The sequence below is a fragment of the Lysobacter sp. P5_C4 genome, assembly GCF_054049695.1.
The window spans coordinates 176495-198384 of record NZ_JBFULX010000004.1; the positions used below are offsets into that span (position 1 = coordinate 176495).

The 21890-nt window shown below is 68.5% G+C and carries 16 protein-coding genes; 5 read left to right on the top strand and 11 right to left on the bottom strand.

The features are described from left to right. The 3 genes from ACXJJ8_RS11195 to pilG are packed head-to-tail and all read right to left on the bottom strand — an operon-like array spanning window position 1 to window position 1349. Complete coding sequence (locus ACXJJ8_RS11195; protein ID WP_499029940.1) at window positions 1-552, bottom strand: chemotaxis protein CheW; 552 nt, start codon at window positions 550-552, stop codon at window positions 1-3. Window positions 553-565: 13 nt separating this feature from the next. Further along, window positions 566-931 (bottom strand): response regulator, encoded by a 366-nt coding sequence (locus tag ACXJJ8_RS11200; protein WP_498960797.1) that lies wholly within the window; start codon window positions 929-931, stop codon window positions 566-568. A gap of 22 nt (window positions 932-953) precedes the next feature. Further along, window positions 954-1349, bottom strand: a complete 396-nt coding sequence (gene pilG / locus ACXJJ8_RS11205) for a twitching motility response regulator PilG (RefSeq protein WP_036169627.1) — start codon at window positions 1347-1349, stop codon at window positions 954-956. Window positions 1350-1551: 202 nt separating this feature from the next. On the opposite strand from pilG, the gene gshB reads away from it, so the two are divergent. Together gshB and ACXJJ8_RS11215 are read left to right on the top strand one after the other, a co-directional pair. Next, window positions 1552-2514, top strand: coding sequence for a glutathione synthase (gene gshB / locus ACXJJ8_RS11210; protein ID WP_499029943.1), 963 nt, complete (start codon window positions 1552-1554; stop codon window positions 2512-2514). 30 nt (window positions 2515-2544) lie between these two features. Then, window positions 2545-3432, top strand: a complete 888-nt coding sequence (locus ACXJJ8_RS11215) for an energy transducer TonB (protein WP_499029946.1) — start codon at window positions 2545-2547, stop codon at window positions 3430-3432. Here the strand turns inward: ACXJJ8_RS11215 and tsaB are convergent. From tsaB to mrcB, 5 genes are read right to left on the bottom strand one after another with little or no spacing between them, the layout of a single operon-like run. Next, entirely contained in the window at window positions 3429-4127 is a 699-nt protein-coding gene (gene tsaB, locus ACXJJ8_RS11220) for a tRNA (adenosine(37)-N6)-threonylcarbamoyltransferase complex dimerization subunit type 1 TsaB (RefSeq protein ID WP_499029949.1), read from the bottom strand. The genes ACXJJ8_RS11215 and tsaB overlap by 4 nt on opposite strands. Continuing rightward, window positions 4124-4525, bottom strand: coding sequence for a VOC family protein (locus tag ACXJJ8_RS11225; RefSeq protein WP_499029952.1), 402 nt, complete (start codon window positions 4523-4525; stop codon window positions 4124-4126). Before ACXJJ8_RS11225 ends, tsaB begins: the two co-directional genes overlap by 4 nt. Continuing rightward, window positions 4518-6506 carry a DNA repair helicase YoaA gene (gene yoaA, locus ACXJJ8_RS11230; protein WP_499029955.1) on the bottom strand — a complete coding sequence of 663 codons (1989 nt, stop codon included), beginning with the start codon at window positions 6504-6506 and terminating at the stop codon, window positions 4518-4520. The genes ACXJJ8_RS11225 and yoaA overlap by 8 nt, the downstream gene beginning before the upstream one ends. A gap of 21 nt (window positions 6507-6527) precedes the next feature. Continuing rightward, window positions 6528-7052 (bottom strand): hypothetical protein, encoded by a 525-nt coding sequence (locus ACXJJ8_RS11235; RefSeq protein WP_499029958.1) that lies wholly within the window; start codon window positions 7050-7052, stop codon window positions 6528-6530. Then, window positions 7049-9466 carry a penicillin-binding protein 1B gene (gene mrcB, locus ACXJJ8_RS11240; RefSeq protein ID WP_499029961.1) on the bottom strand — a complete coding sequence of 806 codons (2418 nt, stop codon included), beginning with the start codon at window positions 9464-9466 and terminating at the stop codon, window positions 7049-7051. Before mrcB ends, ACXJJ8_RS11235 begins: the two co-directional genes overlap by 4 nt. Window positions 9467-9604: 138 nt before the next feature. Here mrcB and ACXJJ8_RS11245 point away from each other — a divergent pair, with 138 nt between their 5' ends. Further along, on the top strand, window positions 9605-11722 hold the full coding sequence (locus tag ACXJJ8_RS11245) for a glycosyltransferase (protein ID WP_499029963.1): 2118 nt from the start codon (window positions 9605-9607) through the stop codon (window positions 11720-11722). Here the strand turns inward: ACXJJ8_RS11245 and ACXJJ8_RS11250 are convergent. The 3 genes from ACXJJ8_RS11250 to hrpA all read right to left on the bottom strand — a co-directional run bounded on the left by ACXJJ8_RS11250 (window position 11719) and on the right by hrpA (window position 19381). After that, complete coding sequence (locus ACXJJ8_RS11250; protein WP_499029966.1) at window positions 11719-13251, bottom strand: tetratricopeptide repeat protein; 1533 nt, start codon at window positions 13249-13251, stop codon at window positions 11719-11721. The two genes, ACXJJ8_RS11245 and ACXJJ8_RS11250, sit on opposite strands and share 4 nt — an antisense overlap. A 1-nt stretch (window position 13252) precedes the next feature. Further along, window positions 13253-15403, bottom strand: coding sequence for a RelA/SpoT family protein (locus tag ACXJJ8_RS11255; protein WP_499029969.1), 2151 nt, complete (start codon window positions 15401-15403; stop codon window positions 13253-13255). A 63-nt stretch (window positions 15404-15466) separates the two neighbouring features. Further along, entirely contained in the window at window positions 15467-19381 is a 3915-nt protein-coding gene (hrpA, locus tag ACXJJ8_RS11260; protein WP_499029972.1) for an ATP-dependent RNA helicase HrpA, read from the bottom strand. A 111-nt stretch (window positions 19382-19492) separates the two neighbouring features. Here hrpA and ACXJJ8_RS11265 point away from each other — a divergent pair, with 111 nt between their 5' ends. Both ACXJJ8_RS11265 and recQ read left to right on the top strand, forming a co-directional pair. Then, a complete protein-coding gene (locus ACXJJ8_RS11265) occupies window positions 19493-20020 on the top strand; it encodes a Dps family protein (protein WP_499029975.1) in 528 nt (175 codons plus the stop codon). A 59-nt stretch (window positions 20021-20079) separates the two neighbouring features. Continuing rightward, window positions 20080-21879, top strand: coding sequence for a DNA helicase RecQ (gene recQ / locus ACXJJ8_RS11270; protein WP_499029978.1), 1800 nt, complete (start codon window positions 20080-20082; stop codon window positions 21877-21879). Window positions 21880-21890: the final 11 nt, after the last annotated feature.

Genomic DNA, 21890 nt, shown 5'->3' on the forward strand with positions numbered 1-21890 from the left:
TCAGGCCGCGGCTTGTCGGAATTCGGGAGTGCGGGCCAGCAGCGACAGGCTGAAGATGCCCCACGGGTGGTCGCCCAGGCGGTAGGCCCGGTCGATGAAATGCGAGTAGCGACCTTCGGCGAGCCCGTCGGTGGCGATCTGTTGTTCGTCGACGAAGGAACGCTGGCCGTACAGCTCGTCGATGGTCACCGCGACGTCGCCGCCGGCCTGGCGCACGATCAGCACGCGCTGGCCTTCGTGCAGCACGGTGCGTTCGCCTTCGAGGAACTGCTTGAGGTCGACGATCGGCAGCAGGTTGCCGCGGATGTTGGCGACGCCGAGCATCCACGGCTGCGCGCCCGGCACCGGCGTCACCGGCGGGAGCGGCAGGATTTCCACCACTTCGTCGAAGCCCGAAGCCAGGCGATGCTTGCCGATGCGATAGCCCACGCCGCGCCACAGACCGGGCGCTTCGAGCTGTTCGGGCAGGCCCGCGACGTGCGAGAGGCTGCGGCGCTCGTAGTCCGCGATGACCTCGTACGGCGAAAGGCGCAGTGGGGTCGGAGCGGTCATCACGGCCATGTCCTCACGCACCCAGTAGTTCGTTGATCCGCGCGATGAGACTCGGCTCATTCGGCGGCTTCACGATGTAGTCCTTGGCTCCCTGCCGAAGTCCCCATGCCTTGTCGGTTTCCATGCCCTTGGTGCTGACGATCAGCACGGGGATGGCGCTCGTCGCGGCGTCTTTCGACAGCGCGCGCGTCGCCTGGAACCCGTTCATGCCGGGCAGGATCACGTCCATCAGGACGAGGTCGGGCAGCTCGCGCTTGCAGACGGCGATGCCGTCTTCCGCACTCGCGGACGCAAGGACCTGGTGGCCGTTGCGTTCAAGCAGCTGCGTGAGGACCGCCGTATCGGTCGGCGAGTCCTCGATAAGAAGGATTCTTGCCATGTTGCTGCCCTACCCCCCCGGTTCAGGCTGTGACGTGCTTGCGAATGGCGTCGAGCAGTTCTTCCCGAGTGAAAGGCTTGGTCAGGTACTGCTCGGAACCGACGATGCGACCCCGTGCTTTGTCGAACAGGCCGTCCTTGGAGGACAGCATGATCACGGGTGTCGACTTGAACATCTGGTTGTTCTTGATCAGCGCGCAGGTCTGATACCCGTCGAGGCGGGGCATCATGATGTCCACGAAGATGATCTGCGGCTGGTTGTCGGCGATCTTGGCGAGCGCCTCGAAACCATCGGTCGCCGTGACGACCTCGGCACCCTCGCGCTTCAACAGCGTTTCGGCGGTGCGTCGAATCGTCTTCGAGTCGTCGATGACCATCACCCTCAGCCCACTGAGGTTGGTCGTCGCGTCTTCCTGCATCACGGGATCCCCTTCGAATCGCACGTCGCTCCCCTATTCCCCGGCGCCGCTGCGGTCACTCTATATCCCAGACCGTTGCACTGCCGTCAAGCGGAAATTCAGCTTATTTCCTGATGCAACGCATTCACGCCGCGCGCCGGCGGGGGCGAGGGATGCGTGCCTGCTAACATCCGGCGCCATTGCCGCTGTCGCCAGGCCACCCATGTTCGATGTCGTCGTGGTGATGGACCCCATCGGGTCGATCAAGATCGCCAAGGATTCCACCTTCGCGATGCTGCTCGAAGCGCAACGCCGCGGGCATCGCCTGTGGTACGTGCTGCCCGGCGGCCTGTGGGTCCGCGACGGGCGCGCGGGCGCCACCGCGGCGCCGCTGGAGGTGCGCGACACCTACGGCGACCACTTCAAACTGGGAGACGCGTCACAGTTCGAGCTCGGTTCGGGGCACGTGGTGCTGATGCGCACCGACCCGCCGGTGGACACCGACTACCTCAACGACACCCAGGTCCTGGGCCTGGCGCAGGGCGCCGGCGCGTTGGTGGTCAACGATCCGCAGGGCCTGCGCGACCTCAACGAGAAGCTCGGGTCGCTCGAATTCCCGCAGTGCTGCCCGCCGTCGCTGGTTTCGCGCGACGCCGCAGCGCTCAAGGCCTTCGTGGCCGAAGTGGGCCAGGCGGTCGTCAAGCCGCTCGACGGCATGGGCGGGCGTTCGATCTTCCGCGTCGCCGCCGGCGAGGCGAACGTCAACGTGATCCTCGAAACCATCACCGCGAACGGCCGCCACTTCGCCGTCGCGCAGAAGTACCTGCCGGAGATCGCACAGGGCGACAAGCGCATCCTGCTGGTCGACGGCGAACCCATCGACTACTGCCTGGCGCGCATTCCCCAAGGCGACGAATTCCGCGGCAACCTCGCCGCCGGTGGCCGTGGCGAAGGCCGCCCGTTGAGCGAACGCGACCGCTGGATCGCCGCACAGGTCGGCCCGGAGATGCGCCGCCGCGGCATGGTCTTCGTGGGCCTGGATGTCATCGGCGACTGGCTGACCGAAGTCAACGTCACCAGCCCGACGTGCATCCGCGAACTCGACGCACAGTTCGGGATCAACATCGCCGGTACGCTGTTCGACGCGATCGAACGCCGCGCCGCGGTGGCTTTCGCGAAACGCTGATCGCCCGAGCCCGAAGACCGCACCGACCCGATGTCCGCCGTCGCCGCCCCGCCCCCGCCGCTGCCGCCGCAGATCGGCGACAACGCACGCCTCGGCGCGACGGTGGTGTTCTCGCTGATCCTGCACGGCATCCTCGTGCTGGGCGTGGGCTTCGCGCTCGACGACGCAGCGCCCGTGCTGCCCACGCTCGATGTCATCCTCACGCAGGTACAGAGCCCGCTGACGCCAAAACAGGCGGATTTCCTCGCGCAGGCCAACAACGAAGGCGGCGGCGAACACGACAAGGCCTCGCGGCCCGGCGAAGCGCAGATCGGCATCGCCGACCGCCCGACGCCGGGCGTCGCATCGCAGCCGCTGCGTCGCCAGTCGCCCGCGCCGCAACCGCCGCCCGAAGCGCGCGTGATCACCGCGATGCGCAGCGACGCGCACGTGACGCAGCCGCTCGACACGCCGCCGCCCGTCGAGGCGCCCTACCCCGAAGGCCGTGCGAAGGTCGAGCGCGACATGGAGATGGCGCGGCGCGCCGCCGAGATCCAGCTGCGCAGCGAGGCCTACGCCAAGCGGCCCAAGCGCAAGTTCGTTTCGGCGAGCACGAAGGAATACGCGTACGCCGCGTACATGCGCAATTGGGTCGACCGCGTGCAACGCGTCGGCAACCTCAACTATCCCGACGAAGCGAGGCGCCGCCGCATCGGCGGGTTGCTGGTCATCAGCGTGGCGATCCGCCGTGACGGCACGGTCGAGAAGATGTTGATCGTCGAATCCAGCCGCGTGCCGATGCTGGACGCGGCGGCCATGCGCATCGTCAAACTCAGCGAACCCTTCGCGCCCTTGCCGAAGACGCCCGAAGACGTCGACGTGCTGCACGTGACGCGCACCTGGCAATTCATGCCGGGCGGCGAGTTGATCGACCGCTAGCGTTTCGCTGCGCGGTTTGCGTCCTGTTCGGCCAGGGTCAACGCGACGTTGTCGCGTAGATAAGCAGGTTCGGCGCGTTCGGGGGCAACGCCTTCGCCACGCTTGAATGCCTGCGCCGCAAGGCGAGCGACATCGGACGCGCGCGGCAAGGCCTGCGGATCGATCCGCGTGAAGCGATGCGCGCGTGTATTGCGCAAGGTTCCTTCGACCGCATCGAACCCGGTCCCGACGCCGACCCAATCGTTCGCCTCGTCGGGAAGCACCAGCGCATCCGGTGCGACCACGCGTTCTGCATCCAACGCGAACGCGTTGTCGCCTTCGCAACGAAACGCCGCCGCATACACCTCGCCCATGCGCGCATCGATCGCGGCGAGTACGCGCGGTGCACGTGCCTGCAATGCAAGCGCGGCGAGCGTGGACACCGGGACGACCGGCCGATCCAACGCGAGCGCGACGCCCTGCGCCAACGCAATGGCCAGCCGGACGCCCGTGAACGCACCCGGCCCGCGGCCGACGGCGATCGCATCGAGCGCGGTGCGTGCGATGCCTGCTTGCGCCAGCATTTCGTCCGCCCACGGCAACGCGAGTTCGGCGTGGCGGCGCGGTGCGATCTCGAAGCGTTCGCACACTTCGCCATCGACCCACACGGCCACCGAACACGCTTCGGTCGCGGTTTCGAACGCCAGCAGTTTCACGCGGCAGGGTCTTCCGGCGGTTGCTGCCACAACTCGATGAGCCCGCCTTCGGGATCGACCACGTAACCGAACTTGCCGTATTCGCTTGCCGAGTAACGCTCGTCGAGCACCTGGCAGCCTTCTTCCTTCAATGCGGCCAACACGGCGTCGAGATCGTCGACGCGCATGTTGATCATGTACGGCTTGTCGCTCGGCTTGAAATGGTCGGTCGTCGCCTTGAACGGCGTCCACACGCTGTAAGCCGGCGAGCCATCGTCGCGCTGCCACCTGAAGATATGGCCGCCCCACTCTTCGCTGCCGACGCCGAGGTGTTTCGAATACCAGGCGGTGAGCGCCTTGGGATCCTCGGCCTTGAAGAAGATGCCGCCGATGCCGTGGACGCGGGGTTTCTCAGCCATGCGAGCGTTCCTCGAGGAGGGGTTGGAGGGATTCTGCCGCAAAGAACGCGGCCACGTCGGCGACATCCCGGGTCTTCGCGAACGGCGGCAGCGAGTCGAAGAACACGCGGCCGTAGCTCTTGCCGATCAGGCGCGGATCGCAGAGCACGAGCACGCCACGGTCGGTTTCGCTGCGGATGAGCCGGCCAACGCCCTGCTTCAACGCGATCACGGCCTGCGGAAGTTGTTCGTCGCGGAAGGGATTGCCGCCGCTCCTGCGAATCGCATCCAGGCGCGCTTCGAACACCGGATCGTCGGGCGCGGCGAAGGGGAGTTTGTCGATGACGACGACGCTCAATGCATCGCCCGCGACATCGACGCCTTCGCGGAAACTCGCCGCACCGAGCAGCACGCCGTTGCCCGACTCGCGAAAGCGTTGCAGCAACACGTGGCGCGGCGCTTCGCCCTGCACGAACAAGGGCCACGGCCCGTCGCGCAGCGCGGCAGCGGCCTCGCGCAATGCGCGGTGCGAGGCGAACAAGACGAACGCGCGACCTTTCGAAGCTTCGAGCACGGGCGTCAATGCGTCGATGACGGCTGCGCCGTAGTCGCGCGACATCGGTTCGGGCATGCGCGGCGGCAGGTAACACAGCGCCTGCGCGTTCCAGTCGAAGGGACTGGGCTCCAGCAGCGTTTGCGGATCGTCGAGGCCCAGACGCGTGCGCAGGTGATCGAAACCGCCGGCGACCGACAGCGTCGCCGAGGTGAACACCCAGGCCGCATGCGAACGCAGGCGGTGGTCGCGCAGCGGGCCGGAGACATCGAGCGGCGTACGCTGCAAACGGAAGCCGCGCGGCGAGAGTTCGAACCACAACACGTCGCCTTCGTGCGGCTCTCCTGCTTCGGCAAAATCCCCGGAATCCGGCGATTCGACCCAGCGCTTCAAACGCCCCGCGAAATCCTGCGCACGCGCGTGGCATGCCTCGAAGCCCGGCGATGCCTCGCGCAGCCCAGCCAATGCATCGACGAAACCTTGCAAGGTCTCCATCAACTGCGCACACGCCTCGCGCACCGGCGCATCCTGCAGCGCGCGGCCGCGCGTGCCGCGCGTGGGCAGATTTTCCATGGCCGCGCGCAACACGCGCGTGGCCTGTTCGAGCTGCTGCGCAGGCCCTTGCACCGTCGCGATCGATGCGCTGACGTCCTTGCATTCGCCCATCGCATCGCGCGCCAGTTCGACCAGCGGCCGCGCCCCCAGGCCTTCGCCGAAGAACTGCGCGGCGAGGTCCGGCAACTGATGCGCTTCGTCGACCACGAAGGCTTGCGCGCCCGGCAGGATTTCGCCGAAGCCTTCCTGCTTCAGGGCGAGATCGGCGAGCAGCAGGTGATGGTTCACGACGACGATGTCGGCCGCCTGCGCGCGCGCACGGGCCTGCACCACGAAGCAGTCCGACCAGAACGGGCACTCGCTGCCGAGGCAATTCTCGGCGGTGCTCGTCACCATCGGCAGCAGCGGCGAATCCTCGGGCAGTGCTTCGAGTTCAGCCATGTCGCCCATGCGCGTGCGGCCGCTCCACGACACGATGCGCTGGAATTGCGCAATCTGCTCGCGATTGGCGAAGCGCGGCTCGCCCTTCGCGCGTTCGAGGCGATGCTTGCACAAGTAATTCGCGCGACCCTTGAGCAGCGCGGTCTTGATCGGCGTACCGAGCGCATCGCGCACGCGGGGCAGGTCGCGCAGGAACAACTGGTCCTGCAGCGCGCGCGTGCCGGTGGAGATGATCGTCTTCTGGCCCGACAGCAGGGCCGGGACGAGATACGCATACGTCTTGCCCGTGCCCGTGCCCGCTTCGGCGAGCAAGCTGCCGCGCGTGTCGAACGCATCGGCCACCGCCGCCGAGAGCCGCTGCTGCGAGGCGCGCGGAACGAAGGCGGGAATGGCGTCGGCGAGCGCACCGCCTTCGGCGAGCGCGTCGCGCGCGGCGGCGGCGAGGTCGGACATCGTGTCTATCTTACGGCCGGCTCAGTAACGCGGGGGCGCGGTGACCTTGCACGCGTCGCGTTCACGCTGCGCGTCCGCGACCGCGGTGGCATCGGCGCGTTCGAGGCGCACCACGCGCACCGTTTCCCAGTGACGGCGGCACAACGGGCCGACCTTGGCGCCGACGTCGATGGCTTTGCGCGCGAAGCGTTCGGCGCCGTCGAGATCGCGGTTCAGCAACGCAGCTTCGGCACGTTCCTGGAGGATCGCCGGGTCCTCGCCGATTTGCGCGATGACTTCGTCCAGGGTTTTCGCCGCGTCGGCGGGGCGGCCTTCGCGCTCGGCGCGCGCGGCGTCGGCGCGCAGACCCTCGACCATCGGGTCGCGCAAGGGACGGATCGCGAGTTCGTCCTTCGCATCGTCCGGCCCTGCGGCTGCACGGATCTGCGCGACGAGCGCGACCGGGTCGTAGATCGGTTCGATGCTGTCGGCCGACGGCGGCGGCGCGGACGCGCACGCGGACAGGCCGATCACGCAGGTCGTCATGACAGCGACCCGCAGGTTCATTGTTGGTCCTGCGGCACGGGCTGCGCTTGCGGCTGCGGCTGCGGGGGTTGCTGCTGCGGTTGTTCGTCGCGGCCGAAGCCGAACCAATCACGCCAGCCCCCCGATTCGTCGGCGCTCTGCGCCTGCACGCTGCACGGTTCGAACGGCGGCTGGAACCCGGCGACGAAGGCGAAGCGGCGCGCACCCGGGCATTCGGCGTTCGTCGCATTGCCGCCGACGACCCACTGCCAGTCCAGGCCCTTGTCGCCGATCTCCAGCGGCCGGCTCGGCAGGCGCGAGAAGATGCCAGACCACACGCGCATGCCGCCGGTGGCGCCATACAGGCCGGTCGGTTGGTTCTGGTCGTTGCCGACCCAGACGACGGCCAGGTGGTCGCCCGTGTAACCGGCGAACCAGCTGTCGCGGCTGTCGTTCGAGGTGCCGGTCTTGCCCGCGGGTTGCAGCCGGCCGAGGCCGTCGCTCATCAGCGGACGCCCCGTGCCCGAGGTCACTGCGTGTTGTAGTGCCGTGCCGATCAGGCGCGCGGCGATCGCGTCGCCTTCCTGCGCGGGCGCCGGCGCAATGTCGTAACGCGTCAGCGCCTTGCCGTTCGCGTTGAGCACGCCGCGCACCGCATGCAGCGGCTGGATTTCGCCACCCGATGCAAGGAACTGGTACAGCTGCGCCATCGCGTATGGGCTCTGGTCCACCGCACCGAGGATCAGGGCCGGATGCGGGTCGGCCTCGATGCCCGCGAGCGCCTTGATCAGCGCGGCGAGGCGACGCGGATCGACTTGCATGCCGACGCGCACGGTGGCCTGGTTGTAGGACATGCCGAGCGCATCGATCATCCGCACCAGGCCGTGGCTGCGGCCGTCGGAATTGCCCGGCGTCCAGCGTTTGCCGCGACCGAGCGTGACCGCGACCGGCGCATCGTCGACGAAACTGGCGAGCGAGAACTTGTTGGGCTGCGCAAGCGCGAGCAGATACACGAAGGGCTTGAGCAGCGATCCCACCGGGCGCTGCGCTTCGACGGCGCGATTGAAACCCTGCTCCTGGAAACTGCGGCTGCCGACCACGGCCACGACATCGCCGTTGTGCACGTCGGTCACCACCAGTCCGGCCTGCAACGGCGGGCGCTTCTTGTTTTCAACGGCCTTGAGCGTGCGCGTCACCGCGCCTTCGGCATACGCCTGCGCCGAGGGCGACATCGCGCTGAGCACGGTCAGGCCCGCGCCCTGCAACGCATCGGCCGGATAGTCGCGCGCGAGCTGGCGGCGAATGAGGTCGACGTAGGCCGGGAAACGATTGGCGATGTTCACCGGTGTCTTCGTCACGCCGAGCGGCGCGGCCTTGGCGCGTTCGAACTCGGCGTCGTCGATCAGCCCGGATTCGCGCATCTTGCCGAGGGCGAAATTGCGGCGCTGCGTCGCGCGTTCGGGATTGCGGCGCGGATCGTAGAGCGACGGGCCGCGCACCATGCCGATCATCAACGCGATCTGTTCGGTCGACAGGTCCCGCAGGTCGCGCCCGAACCAGAATTCCGACGCCGCGGCCACGCCGTGGATCGCCTGCGAACCCTGCTGGCCCAGGTAGACCTGGTTGAAGTAGGCCTCGAGGATCGTCTTCTTGTCGTAGCGCGCTTCGATCAGCAGCGCATACAGGATTTCGTTGAACTTGCGGCTGAAGGTCTGTTCCTTGCCGATGCCGAGCAGGCCGCTGCGCGCGAGCTGCTGGGTGAGCGTGCTCGCGCCCTGCCGGGCTTCGCCCGAACGCAGGTTGACCCACATCGCGCGCGCGATGCCGGACAGGTCGATGCCGTGGTGGCGGTTGAAGTCGCGGTCCTCGACCGCCTGCAGCCCGGTGACGAGGAGCTCGGGAACTTCCTCGATGCGCACGATGCGGCGCTCTTCCTGCTGCTGGCCGTAGAGCGTGGCGATGCGCGCCGGGTCCAGGCGCGCGGCCTTCATCGTCTGCTTGCGGGCGTGATCGCGCACGCTGGCCACGCGCGAACCCGACAGGACCACGTCGACCTGCCGCGGCGCGACCTGGCCGTCGACATCGAAGAACCCGCGGCTGGCGATGCGCCAGCGCCCACCGTCGTGCGAATAGGTGCCGGGGCGCACGCCCGCGCCGTCGTCGCGATAGCCGGCCGCTTCGAGCTCGGTCTTCAGCGTCTGGGCATCCATCGCCGTGCCCGCGTGCAGCACCAGCGGGCGCGCATACACGCGCGTGGGCAACTGCCAGCGCAACTGGCCGAAGCGTTCGCCGACCTGGTGGTTGAGGTAGATCGTGTACGGAATCAAGAACCCGAGCCCCAGGCCCACCGCGGCCAACGCCCATGTCAGGAGCCGGCGGCGCCAGCCCGGCACCGGCGCACTGCCGTCACGGTCGTCGTCGTCTTCGTCGTATTCGATCCGCGGGGCTTTGGGCATTGGGTCTTCGGAGAAAGCCCGCTGGCCTCGGGCCGGGGCGATGCGACAATGGAGCCGCGAGTCTAGCGCAGGGCCTTGTCCACGCCAGTTCGCGCCCCCGTGGCCCCACCCCCTTTCTTCAGCCGGAGTTGTGCTGGCATGTCGATGACCCCGGCCGATGCACGCTTCCTCCTGCGACGCGCCCTCGGGCTGGCGACGCGCGGGCTTGCGAGCCTGCGCACGCGCGGTTGGTCGGCGACGCTGGCGCAGGCGCGGTTACGGTTCACGCGCGCGCCGGTGGCGGACGCCGCACCGCTGTATCGGCCCGATGCCACGCCCTTCGCGCCCTTCGCATTGCCCGATACGCTGCAACTCACCGGCGCCGCGCCGCGCGCGAGCATCGTGATCCCGGTCTACGGCCAGTTCGCACGCACGCTCGCCTGCCTGCGCGCATTGGCGGCGCATCCGCCGGCGAGCCGGGCCGAGGTGATCGTCGTCGACGACGGTTCGACGGACGAAACGCCGGACGCCCTCCCCCACGTCGATGGCCTGCGCTATCACCGGCGCGCCGAGAACGGCGGCTTCATCGCTGCCTGCAACGACGGGTCGGCGCTCGCGCGCGGCGAATACGTCGTCTTCCTCAACAACGACACGATCCCGCAACCCGGCTGGCTCGATGCCCTGCTGCGCACCTTCGACGACCACGCGAATGTCGGCCTGGTCGGCGCGCAATTGCGCTCTCCCGACGGGCGCCTGCAGGAAGCCGGCGGCGTCGTGTTCACGGACGGCAGCGCCTGGAATTACGGCCGCCGCGCCGCGCCCGGGGATTGCCGTTACGCCTACGTGCGCGATTGCGATTACGCGAGCGGCGCCGCCATCGCATTGCCGCGCGCGCTGTTCGCCGAACTCGGCGGCTTCGCCCACGCCTACGCACCGGCGTATTACGAAGACACCGACCTCGCCTTCGCCGTACGCGCGCGCGGATTGCGCGTGCTGTATCAACCCGACGCGGTCGTCGTGCATGACGAAGGCGGCACCGCGGGCACCGACGTCAACGTCGGTCCCAAGGCGGCGCAGGTGCGCAACCAGGCCACGTTCGAAGCGCGCTGGCGCGATGCGCTCGCCGCGCACGCCGCGCCGGGCACGATCCCGACGCCCGCCGTGCTGCATGCGCGTGCGCCGCAGGTCCTGATCGTCGATGCGCTCACGCCGCATCCGGACCACGATTCGGGTTCGCTTCGGCTCATGAACCTCATGCGGCTGCTGCGCGAAGAAGGCGCGCACGTCGTCTTCCTCCCCGCCAATCGCGCCAACGACGGCGCCGCCACGCACGCTTTGCAGCAACTGGGCGTGGAATGCTGGCATGCGCCCTTCGCGCCGCGCGCGCCGGCGTGGTTCGCCGCGCATGGGCATCGGTTCGACACGATCGTGCTCAGCCGCCACTACGTCGCCTCCGAATTCCTCCCGCTCGCGCGCCGGCACGCGCCGCAGGCGCGCGTGGTGTTCGACACGGTCGACCTGCATTACCTGCGCGAGGCGCGCGGCGCGGAACTGGCGAACGATGCCGCCCAGCGCCGCATCGCGCTGCGCACGCGCGCACTGGAACTCGACGTAATCGCGCGCAGCGATGCCACGCTGGTCGTCAGCGATGTCGAGCGCACGCTGCTCGCCATCGATGCGCCCGGCGCGCAGGTCGACATCCTGTCGAACCTGCACCAGGTTGCAGGCGCCGGCCATCCGTTCGCGCATCGCGAAGACCTCGTGTTCGTCGGCGGTTTCCGCCATCCGCCGAACGTCGATGCGGTGCGTTGGTTCGTCGAATCGATCTTCCCGGCCGTGCGCGCGCGCTTGCCGAAGGTGCGGTTCCATTGCATCGGCAGCCACGCGCCCGAGGCGATCCGCGCGCTGGGCAAGGTCGAGGGCGTCGTCGTGCACGGCCACGTGCCGGACATCGATCCCTACATGCGCGGCGCACGGATCGCGATCGCGCCACTGCGGTTCGGTGCCGGCGTGAAGGGCAAGGTGAACCTGAGCATGGCGCACGGACAACCGGTCGTCGCCACCGCGTGCGCGGTGGAAGGCATGCATCTGCGCGCGGGCGAAGACGTGCTGGTGGCCGACGACGCGCAGGCTTTCGCCGATGCCATCGTGCGCCTGTACGACGACGAGGCGCTCTGGACGCGCCTGCGCGACAACGCGCTGGTGAATGTCGAACGGCACTTTTCGCTCGACGCGGGGCGCGCGGTCGTGCGCCGCGTGTTGCTCAACAAGCCCTAGCGGCGCGAGGCCAGTCGCAGGCGCTCGGCGAAGGCGTCGAGCCCTTCGGCATTCGGATCCAATGCGCGCGCGGACAGCAATGCGCGTTGCGCGGTCGCGATTTCCCCGGCCCCCAGGCGTTCCTGGCCCACCGCGATCCAGCGCATCGCGAGGCGGTTGTGGGATTGCAGCACGCTCGCACGGTCCTCGCCGAGTTGGTCGCGCGCATCCAGGCAGCCTTCCGCCCGAACCAGGCGATTGGTGCGCAAGGCATCATCGAAGCAGGTGCGTGCCGCAGGCAGGAGCCGCGCTTGCGCGGCGCGCACCGCCGGGTCGTCCGGGGCAAGCGCGCGTGCACGGCGGATCTGGTCGTAGGCGCTGTCGCCCGGTGGCGTGAGCAAGTCGCCACGCGCCTCGGATTCCGCGGCACCGGCGAGCAGGCGCCGGACTTCGGCGATGCGCCCGGGCGTCGAGGCGCGCAGCGGCAGCCGCTCCCCGCGCGCGCGCGATTGCGCGAGGTGGCGTTCGGCCTCGCCGATCGAAGGCGATTTCGGATCGATCATGCGGGCCAGGTCGAGTGCGCGCTTGGCTTCGTCGAAATCGAAATCCGATGCGGCGCGCTGGCTGCGTTTCGCCCACGCCTCCGCCAGCCGGGCGAGATTGTCGCGTGCCTGCGTGTCGTTCGGATCCAGGGCCAGGGCCGCGCGATACGCGTCGGTCGCGGCGTCAAGTTGCTTCCCGCGCAGGGCGGTATCCCCGCGCGCACGTTGTGCGTCGCGCGCCTGCGTCAGCGCGGCCTGCGCGTCGGGCAAGCCCACGTGGCCCGGGTCGAATTCCCGGACGCGCGCCACCAGCGTCGCCGCTTCGTCGAATTCGCCGCGCGAAAGATGCGCCTGCGCTTGCTGCAGGAGTTGCGAGAGCGCGTCTTCGCGCCCTTCCAGCGCGGTGTTGTTGGCCGGCTGCAGCGACAGCACTTCCTTGTACAGCGGCAGCGCGGCCTTGGGGTCGCCGTCGAGATGGCCCGCCTGCCGCGCCTTGTCCGCGTCGGCGAGCAGCGTGTCGATGGCGACGAGGTCGACTTCCTGCTGGCGCAAACGGTCTTCGATGCGAACGACCTGCGCATTCGGGACGGCCAGCTCGCGCGCCAGGCGCAAGGCCAGGTGCGCCTCCTGGAAGCGGCGCGCGTCGGTCGCCTTGTCCGCCTTGGCCAACGCGACTTCGCCCACGCGCTGCAATCCGGCGCGCGCTTCGTCGCGATCCGAATCCATCGCCAGTGCCGCGGCGTACAACTCGCGCGCGCCGGTGCCGTCGGGCGCGGTGAGCTTCCCCGCTTGCAATGCGCGCGCGGCGGCATCGAGCGTCTGCTGGTATTGCGCCTCGGGATACACGCGATCGGACATCGGTTGCCGGAAGGCGACGATCAACACCACCAGGCCGAGTACGCCGACCGCGCCGATCTCCACGCGCCGGCGCAATGCCGGCGGCCAGCGGCGCAGCCAGTCGAACAGGCGCAGGCGGAGCGGATCGCGGCGGAGGGGCACGCGGGGCATGTCAGGTCGCGCGCCGCGCGTCTTCCACGCCGGGCACGGAAGACAGCTTGCCGAGCAGCGTGGAGAGTTGGCCGTAGTCGGACACGCGCAGCCGCAGGTTCAGGCGCACGCGGCCGGTGCCGCGCTCCGGATCGCTGGAAATCGCCGCGACGTGTGCATTCTCCTGCGCGATCAGGTTGGTCAGGTCCTTCAGCAACCACTTGCGATCGAGCGCGAGCAAGACGACATCGACATCATGCCCGCCACCGACGCCGCCCCATTCGACGGGGATGGCGCGTTGCGGTTGCGCTGCGGCGAGACGTTCGTAGGTCGTGCAGCCCGCGCGATGCACGGAGATGCCCTTGCCGCGCGTGAGATAGCCGACGATGGGTTCGCCCGGCAGCGGCTGGCAGCAGCGCGCCGGTTGCGCGAGCAGGTTGCCGAGGCCGGCGATGGTGAAGTCCGAGCGGCCCTTCCTGGCCGGCGCACGCGACACCACGGGCGACTGCACGGGCTCGGGTTCGGCGAGCGCGCGTTCGTGTTCGAGCAGCGCGCGGCCGATCTGGTGCGGGCCAACGTCGCCCAACGCCACGAGGACGACAAGGTCGTCGTCGTTGGAAACGTTGAAGCGCGACAACACCGGCGCGAGGTCGGCTTTCGCCAGGCCCAGGCGCTTGAGTTCCTTGTCGAGCAGTTCACGCCCGGCCAGCAGGTTGCGCGCGCGATCGAGCTTGTGGAACCAGCTGCGCACCTTTTCGCGCGAACGCGGGCTGGCAAGGAAACCGTTGGATTGCACCAGCCAGTCGCGCCGCGGTTCGGCGACCTTGCCCGTCAGGATCTCGACGCGATCGCCGCTGTGCAGCACGTGGTCGAGCGGCACGATGCGGCCATCGACCTTCGCGCCACGCGTGCGATGGCCGACATCGGTATGCAGGCGGTAGGCGAAATCGATGGGCGTCGCGCCCTGCGGCAGGTCGATCACTTCGCCGCGCGGGGTGAGCACGTAGATGCGATCCTCGGCGAGTTCGGTGTCGAGCTCGCGCAGCAGGTTCGCCTCTTCGCCCGGCGTACCTTCCAGCAATTGCCGCATCCAGGCGATGCGTTTCTCCATCGCGGCATCGGCGCCCTTGCTGCCGGCGCGGCCTTCCTTGTATTTCCAGTGCGCGGCGACGCCAAGCTCGGCCTGCGCGTGCATCTCCTGCGTGCGGATCTGCACTTCGAGCGTCTTGCCTTCCGGCCCGATCACCGCGGTGTGCAGCGAGCGGTAGTCGTTGCGCTTGGGGCGCGCGATGTAATCGTCGAACTCGTCCGGCACCGGCAGCCACAGCGCATGCACGACGCCGAGCACGGCGTAGCAGGCCGGCACGTCGTCGACCAGCACGCGCAATGCCCGCAGGTCGTACAACTCGCCGATGGGCGCGTTCTTCTTCTGCATCTTCCGCCAGATGCTGTAGATGTGCTTCGGGCGGCCGGCGACTTCGCCGCGGATGCCCGATGCGGCGAGCGCGTCGCGCAGCGTGTCCTTGACCGTTTCGATGTAGCGCTCGCGGCCGCTGCGCTTGTCGTCGAGCAGGCGCGCGATCTGCTGGTAGGTCTGCGGCTCCAGGTAACGGAACGCGAGATCCTCCAGTTCCCACTTCAATTGCCAGATGCCCAGGCGGTTGGCGAGTGGCGCGTGGATGTCGCGCGTAAGTTGCGCGAGCGCGCGTTGCTGGTCGGGCGGCGCGTTGACCGCCAGGCGCAGGCGTGCGAGGTGGCGCGAAAGCAGCACCAGCACGACGCGCAGGTCGCGCACGATGGCCAGCAGCAGGCGGCGCAGGCCTTCGCTGTTGCCGTGGCCGCGTTGTTCGGCATGCAGCGCCCACACCTGCACCGCGGCGCGCTGACCTTCGAGCAGCGCGACGACCTGCGGATGGTCCTTGTCCAGGCGTGCCCGCAACTGCGCCTCCACCGACGGCAGCGCGCGCAGCACTGCGGCCGCCGTCACGTCGCCGTCGGCGCCGAGCCTGGCCAGCGAGGCGAGCGTATCGGCGAGCACCGCCGGCGGGTCGGGCGCCTGCGCGAACGGATCGCCGTCGACCTGCAGCATCGCGTCGCGCAAGGCTTTCGGGATGGCATCGGCAGGCGGCAGCGCCAGCAACGCGGGCAATGTGAGGGGGGTGAGCTTGCTCAAGGGTCTGGATCCTGCGACGGCCCTACAGTACCGCGCCTTGTGCGAAGGGCGCGGGAGCGCCGTTCATTCGCGCAGGCGCGCCAGGCGTGCGGCGAGCCGTTTGGGCGAGACACCCGCGCGCGCGCCGAGTTCCTGCGCGAACAACGACACCCGCAACTCCTCCAGGTCCCAACGCAGCGCCTGCCATTCGGGATCGCGCGTCGCATCGGCGGCGGCATCGGCCACCGCGTCGGCGAACGGCTTGAGTTCGAGCATGCGGGCCTGGTCGCGGGCCGGATCGCGCAAGGCGCGCTCGCTGCGCAGGACCAGCGCGCGCAGGTAGCGCGGATACTCGGCGAGTGCGGGCGCCGGCACGTCGCGCAGGAATCCCGGCGGCACGAGCGCGGCAAGCTGCCGGCGCATGTCGTCGAGATTGCCGCTGGCCCAGCCCACGAGTTTGCTGTCCAGGCCTGCCCGGACTTCGGCGACGAGGCCGAGGATGGTTTCGGCCTGGCGCAGGCGTGCAGTCGCTTCGGGGAACAGGCCCCTGGCGATCGCCTCTCGGCGCGCGTCGAACGCGGCGGCGTCGCGCACCTGTTCCAGGCCGTCGGCGGCGAGAGCGGCGAATGCGCCTTCGATGAGATCGGCGCGCAGGCGATCGGAATCGTTGCCGGTGAGGTCGCGCGGCGCGGCCGATTCGATCGCGGCGTACAGCAGCGCGAGCTTCGGCTGGATCGGGAGTTGCTTGCGCGCTTGCTTCAGTTTGTCGGCCAGCTCCAGGCGCAGCAGGCGACGCACGCCCTGCGGATGTCGGCGGTCGGCTTCGGCACGGCTGGCGTGTACGGTAAGCGCGACCGATTCGCCACGATCCTCCAGCGCCGGATACGCGGGCACGCCGCCGGCGCCGGGCACGGATGGGGGAATCGGTTGTTCGGGGAAATGCACGAGGCCCTGCTGTGCGAGGCCCTCCGCGGCGCGTGCGGCGAAGGCCGCTTCGGCACGCGCGCCGAAACGGGCGCGCAGGTCGGCCAGGTCGCGCGATTCGGCGAGGACCGGTGCCTCCTTGCCGGGCTTCACCACATCGAGCAAACGCAGGTTCGCGTGCAGGTGCGAATCGATGGATGCTGGATCGAACTCGGTCGCCGAAATCGCCACGCCGGTCAGCTTCTGCAGGAAGCGCGCCAATTCCCCTTCGATCGCATCCCCCGTCGGCTGCGCGAACGCTTCGGCGAATGCGCGCGCGAAATCCGGCGCGGGCACGAAGTTGCGCCGCAAGGCCTTCGGCAGCGACTTGATCAGCGCGCTCGCCTTGTCCGCGACGAAACCCGGCGCGAGCCACGACAGGCGCTGCGCATCGAGCGCGTTGAGCAGGTGCAGCGGCACGACGACCGTCATGCCGTCGTCGGGCGCGCCGGGTTCGAAGCGATAACGCACCGCCAGGCGCGCTTCCCCGATGGGGAAATACGGCGGAAAACGCGTCGCATCGCTTTCGTCGCCCACCATGAGGTCGGCCAGCGACCAGTCCAGCGAGGCCTTCTGCTCCTTCGATGATCGCGCGTACCACGCATCCAGCGCCTGCGCGTTGTGCACGTGCGGCGGCAGGCGATCCAGGTACCACTGCGCCTGCCAATCCTCATCGACCACGAGGCCCGTACGCCGCTGCTTGGCTTCCTCTTCCTTCGCCTTCGCAAGCATTGCAAGGTTGCGCGGCAAGAAAGCGGCGCGCGTGTTGATCTCGCCGGTCACCAGCGCATCGCGCGCGAAGATCTGCCGCGCTTCTTCCGGAAACAGCGCGCCGTAATGGATCGGCCGCTTGGGCGCGAGCACCAGGCCGAACAGGGAAATCTGCTCGCTTCCGACGACGCGCCCTTGCGAACGCGCCCAACGCGGATCGTGCTGTCGCCGCGCGAGCAGGTGCGGCAAGGCCTCGATCGCCCACTCCGGTTCGATCGTGCCGTTGGTCAGGGACCATACGCGCTCGGTGTCGAGCAACGTCGCCGACAACACCCACGGCGGCGGCTTTTTCGCCAGCGGCGAACCCGGGAACAATTGGAACTTGCGCCCGCGCGGGCCGTCGTAAATGTTGCGGTCGCCGCGATTCCCGACCTGCGTGGGCAAGCCCGTCAACAGTGCGCGATGCAGGTCGGCATAGGGCGCGTCCTCCGCGTTTTGCTGCCACCCGAGTTCATCGCACAGCAACTTCAACTGGCGATGCAGTTCGCGCCACTCGCGCAGGCGCAGGAAGCCGAGGAAGTGCTTCTCCGCCCATTGGCGCAACTTCGATTGCGTGAGGTCCTCGTGCGACTGCCGATAGGCATCCCACAGTTTGACGATGCCGACGAACTCGGACTTCGCATCGGCGAATTCCGCGTGCGCAGTGTCCGCCGCGCCGCGCTGGTCGGCGGGACGCTCGCGCGGATCCTGGATGCCGAGGAACGCGGCGATCGCCAGCATCTCGCGCAGGCAACCGCGTTCGTTGGCGGCGATGAGCATGCGCGCGAGCTTCACGTCGACGGGCAGGCGCGCCATCGTCCGGCCGATGGCGGTGAGCTTGCGCGCGCCGTGCTCGCCTTCTTCGATCGCACCCAGCTCCAACAACTGCTGCCAACCATCGGCGACCGCGCGCGGTTCGGGCGGTTCCAGGAACGGGAATTCCTCGATGCGCCCCAAACCCAGCGACAACATGCGCAGGATCACGCCCGCCAACGCCGCGCGGCGGATTTCCGGATCGGTGAAGCGCGCGCGCGATTCGAAATCCGTCTCCGCATACAGGCGATAGCAAGTACCCGGCGCGACGCGGCCGCAGCGGCCCTTGCGCTGGTCGGCGCTGGCCTGGCTGATCGGTTCGATGTGCAGGCGATCGAGCTTCTGCCGCGGGCTGTACCGTTTTACGCGCGCCAGCCCGGGGTCGACGACCGCATGGATGCGCGGCACGGTCAGCGAGGTTTCGGCGACATTGGTCGCGAGCACGATGCGCCGCTTCGGGCCGGGATTGAACACGCGATCCTGGTCCTTGGCGGACAGGCGCGCGTAGAGGGGCAGGATTTCGGTGTGGCGATATTTGCGGCGTTCGAGCGCGAGGTGCGCATCGCGGATCTCGCGCTCGCCCGGCAGGAAGATCAGCGTGTCGCCCATGGGATGGTCGCGCGCGATCTCGTCGCACGCACCGACGATGCCGTCGAGAACCGTGCGATCGCCGGTGTCCTCGCCCTCGCCTTCGATCGGCCGCCAGCGCACGTCGACCGGATAACCGCGGCCTTCCACGCTGACCACCGGCGCGTCGTTGAAATGCGCGGAGAAACGCGCGGTGTCGATCGTCGCCGAGGTGACGATGATCTTCAGGTCCTTGCGGCGTTGGAGCAGTTGCTTGAGATAGCCGAGCAGGAAGTCGATGTTGAGGCTGCGTTCGTGCGCCTCGTCGACGATGATCGTGTCGTAGGCCGACAGCCAGCGGTCGGATTGGATTTCGGCGAGCAGGATGCCGTCGGTCATGAACTTCACCGCGGTCTGCTCGGAGACGTTGTCGGTGAAGCGCACCTGGTAACCGACGGCGCCGCCCATCGGGACCTTGAGTTCTTCGGCCACGCGCCGCGCCACCGCGCGTGCGGCGATGCGACGCGGCTGCGTGCAACCGATCATGCCCGCGGCCCCGCGGCCGGCGGCGAGGCACAGCTTGGGCAACTGCGTGGTCTTGCCCGAGCCGGTTTCGCCCGCGATCACGATGACCGGATGGCGTCGGATCAGCTCGACGATGGTGTCGGCTTCGGCCGCGATGGGCAGCGTGTCGTCCACGGCCGCTTGCGGCAGGCGTGCGGCGCGCAGCTCGCGCGCTTCGACCGAGCGGGCCAGCGCGACGGCAAAGGCCTCGCGCGCGGATTCATCGCCGGGCCTGGCGTTCCAGCGGTTCCACAGGCCCAGCAGGCGCCCGCGATCCTTCGACAACGCCCCGTCGATGGCCCGCCTGCCCTGCGATGACGCGCCCTTTGCACCCGTTTCCATACACTCCAGCACCATTGATCGAAACTATCGCGACGGCAGCAACAATCGATTTCCGTCGCCGACCCCGCCCCACTATTGTGATCGCAACCCACGCGAAGGAGCACCGAACGCATGGCCACCCCCGCCAAGACTCTCCAGGAAGACCCGCAGGTCGGCGGCAACGCCCCCGACATCGACATCGGGATCAGCGCCGAAGACCGCAAGAAGATTTCCGAAGTGTTGATGGTCTCCCTGGCGGACGCCTTCACGCTGTACCTGAAGACCCACAATTTCCATTTCAACATCACCGGCAAGATGTTCAACAGCCTGCACACGATGTTCGAGACCCAGTACAACGAGCAGTGGATGGCCTTCGACGAGATCGCCGAGCGCATCCGCGCCCTGGGTTACAACGTGCCGTGCTCCTACGACGAATTCCAGCGCCTGACCAGCATCAAGCCGGGCACCAAGGTCGAACACACCGACTGGCGTGAAATGGTGCGCCAGCTCGTGGTGGGCAACGAAGCGGTGGCGCGTGCGCACCGCAAATCGCTGGAGATCGCCGACCACGCGGGCGACGACCCGACGGTGGACATGCTCACCCAGCGCCTGAAGGTGCATGAAAAAAACGCGTGGATGTTGCGCGCGTTGCTGCAATAACCGGTTGAATCGCCGACGCGTCGGCAATGCCGGCGCGTCGCGCTTGTTATCCTAGCGGCATGTCGCAAGCCGCCCTCGATGTCCTCCGCCACGTTTTCGGTTTCGATGCCTTCCGCGGCGTGCAGGGCGAGATCGTCGGGCATGTCGCCGGAGGCGGCGATGCGCTGGTGCTCATGCCCACCGGCGGCGGCAAGTCGCTGTGTTACCAGCTCCCCGCGTTGCTGCGGCAAGGGACGGCGATCGTCGTCTCGCCGCTGATCGCGCTGATGCAGGACCAGGTGGAAGCCCTCAGGCAATTGGGGGTGAAGGCGGCGTTTCTCAACTCCTCGCTCGATGCCGGGGAAGCGTTGTCGGTCGAGCGCGCGTTTTCCGATGGCGACCTGGATCTGCTTTACGTCGCCCCCGAGCGCTTGCTGACGCCGCGTTTCCTGTCGATGATGGAGCGCGCCCGCATCGCGTTGTTCGCCATCGACGAGGCGCATTGCGTGTCGCAATGGGGCCACGACTTTCGCCCGGAATACCGGCAACTCACGCTGCTGCACGAGCGTTGGCCCGATGTCCCGCGCATCGCGCTGACCGCCACGGCCGACGCGCCCACGCGCCGCGAGATCGTCGAGCGCCTGAAACTGGAGGACGCGCGGCAGTTCGTCAGTTCCTTCGATCGGCCGAACATCCGGTACACCGTCGTCGCGAAGGCGGACAGCCGGCGGCAGCTCGTCGACTTCCTGGGCGCGCGGCGGCGCGATTCGGGCATCGTGTATTGCCTCTCGCGCAAGAAGGTCGAGCAGACCGCGGAGTTCCTCGTCGCACAGGGGTTTTCCGCGCTGCCCTACCACGCCGGGCTCGATGCGGAAAAGCGCGCGGCGCACCAGCGGCGCTTCCTGCGCGAAGACGGCATCGTGATGTGCGCGACGATCGCCTTCGGCATGGGCATCGACAAACCCGACGTGCGGTACGTCGCGCACCTGGACTTGCCGAAATCGCTCGAAGGCTACTACCAGGAAACCGGCCGCGCAGGCCGCGATGGCGATCCGGCGGACGCGTGGATGGCCTACGGTCTCGGCGATGCGGTGCTGTTGCAGCGCATGATCGAGGAGTCCGAATCCGGCGAAGAGCGCAAGCGCCTGGAGCGCCGCAAGCTCGACGCCCTGATCGGTTATTGCGAATCCACCGCGTGCCGGCGTCAAACCCTGCTCGCCTACTTCGGCGAGCCGCACGCAGGCGAATGCGGCAATTGCGACAACTGCATCGCACCACCGCGCAGCTGGGACGGCACGGTCGCCGCGCAGAAGGCCTTGTCGTGCGTGTATCGCACCGGGCAGCGGTTCGGCGCCGCGCACGTGATCGACGTGTTGCGCGGTGCGCAGACGCAGAAGGTGTTCCAGTTCGGGCACGAGAACGTGAGTACCTACGGCGTCGGGACCGAACTCGATGCGAAGCAATGGCGCAGCGTGTTCCGGCAGCTCGTCGCCGGTGGGTGGTTGGCGGTGGACGTGGAAGGTCATGGCGCCTTGCGCTTGACTTCCGCGAGCGCGGGATTGCTCAAAGGCGAGACGGCGCTGACCTTGCGCGCCGAAACGGAGAAGTCCCCGCGGCGGCGCGAGCCGCGCAATGCGGAAGTTGCCGCGGACCTTTCGGGGGATGCGGCGCAACGGTTCGAAGCGCTGCGTGCCTGGCGAACCGGTGTCGCGCGCGAACAGGGCGTGCCGGCGTACGTCATTTTTCATGATGCAACACTGCGGCTGATCGCGTTGCAGGAGCCGGGCGACCTGGATGCGCTCGCACGCGTGCAGGGCGTGGGCGTCGCAAAGCTCGAACGTTACGGACGCAACGTGCTCGAAACGCTGGGCGCGCGCTAGCGCATCGCACA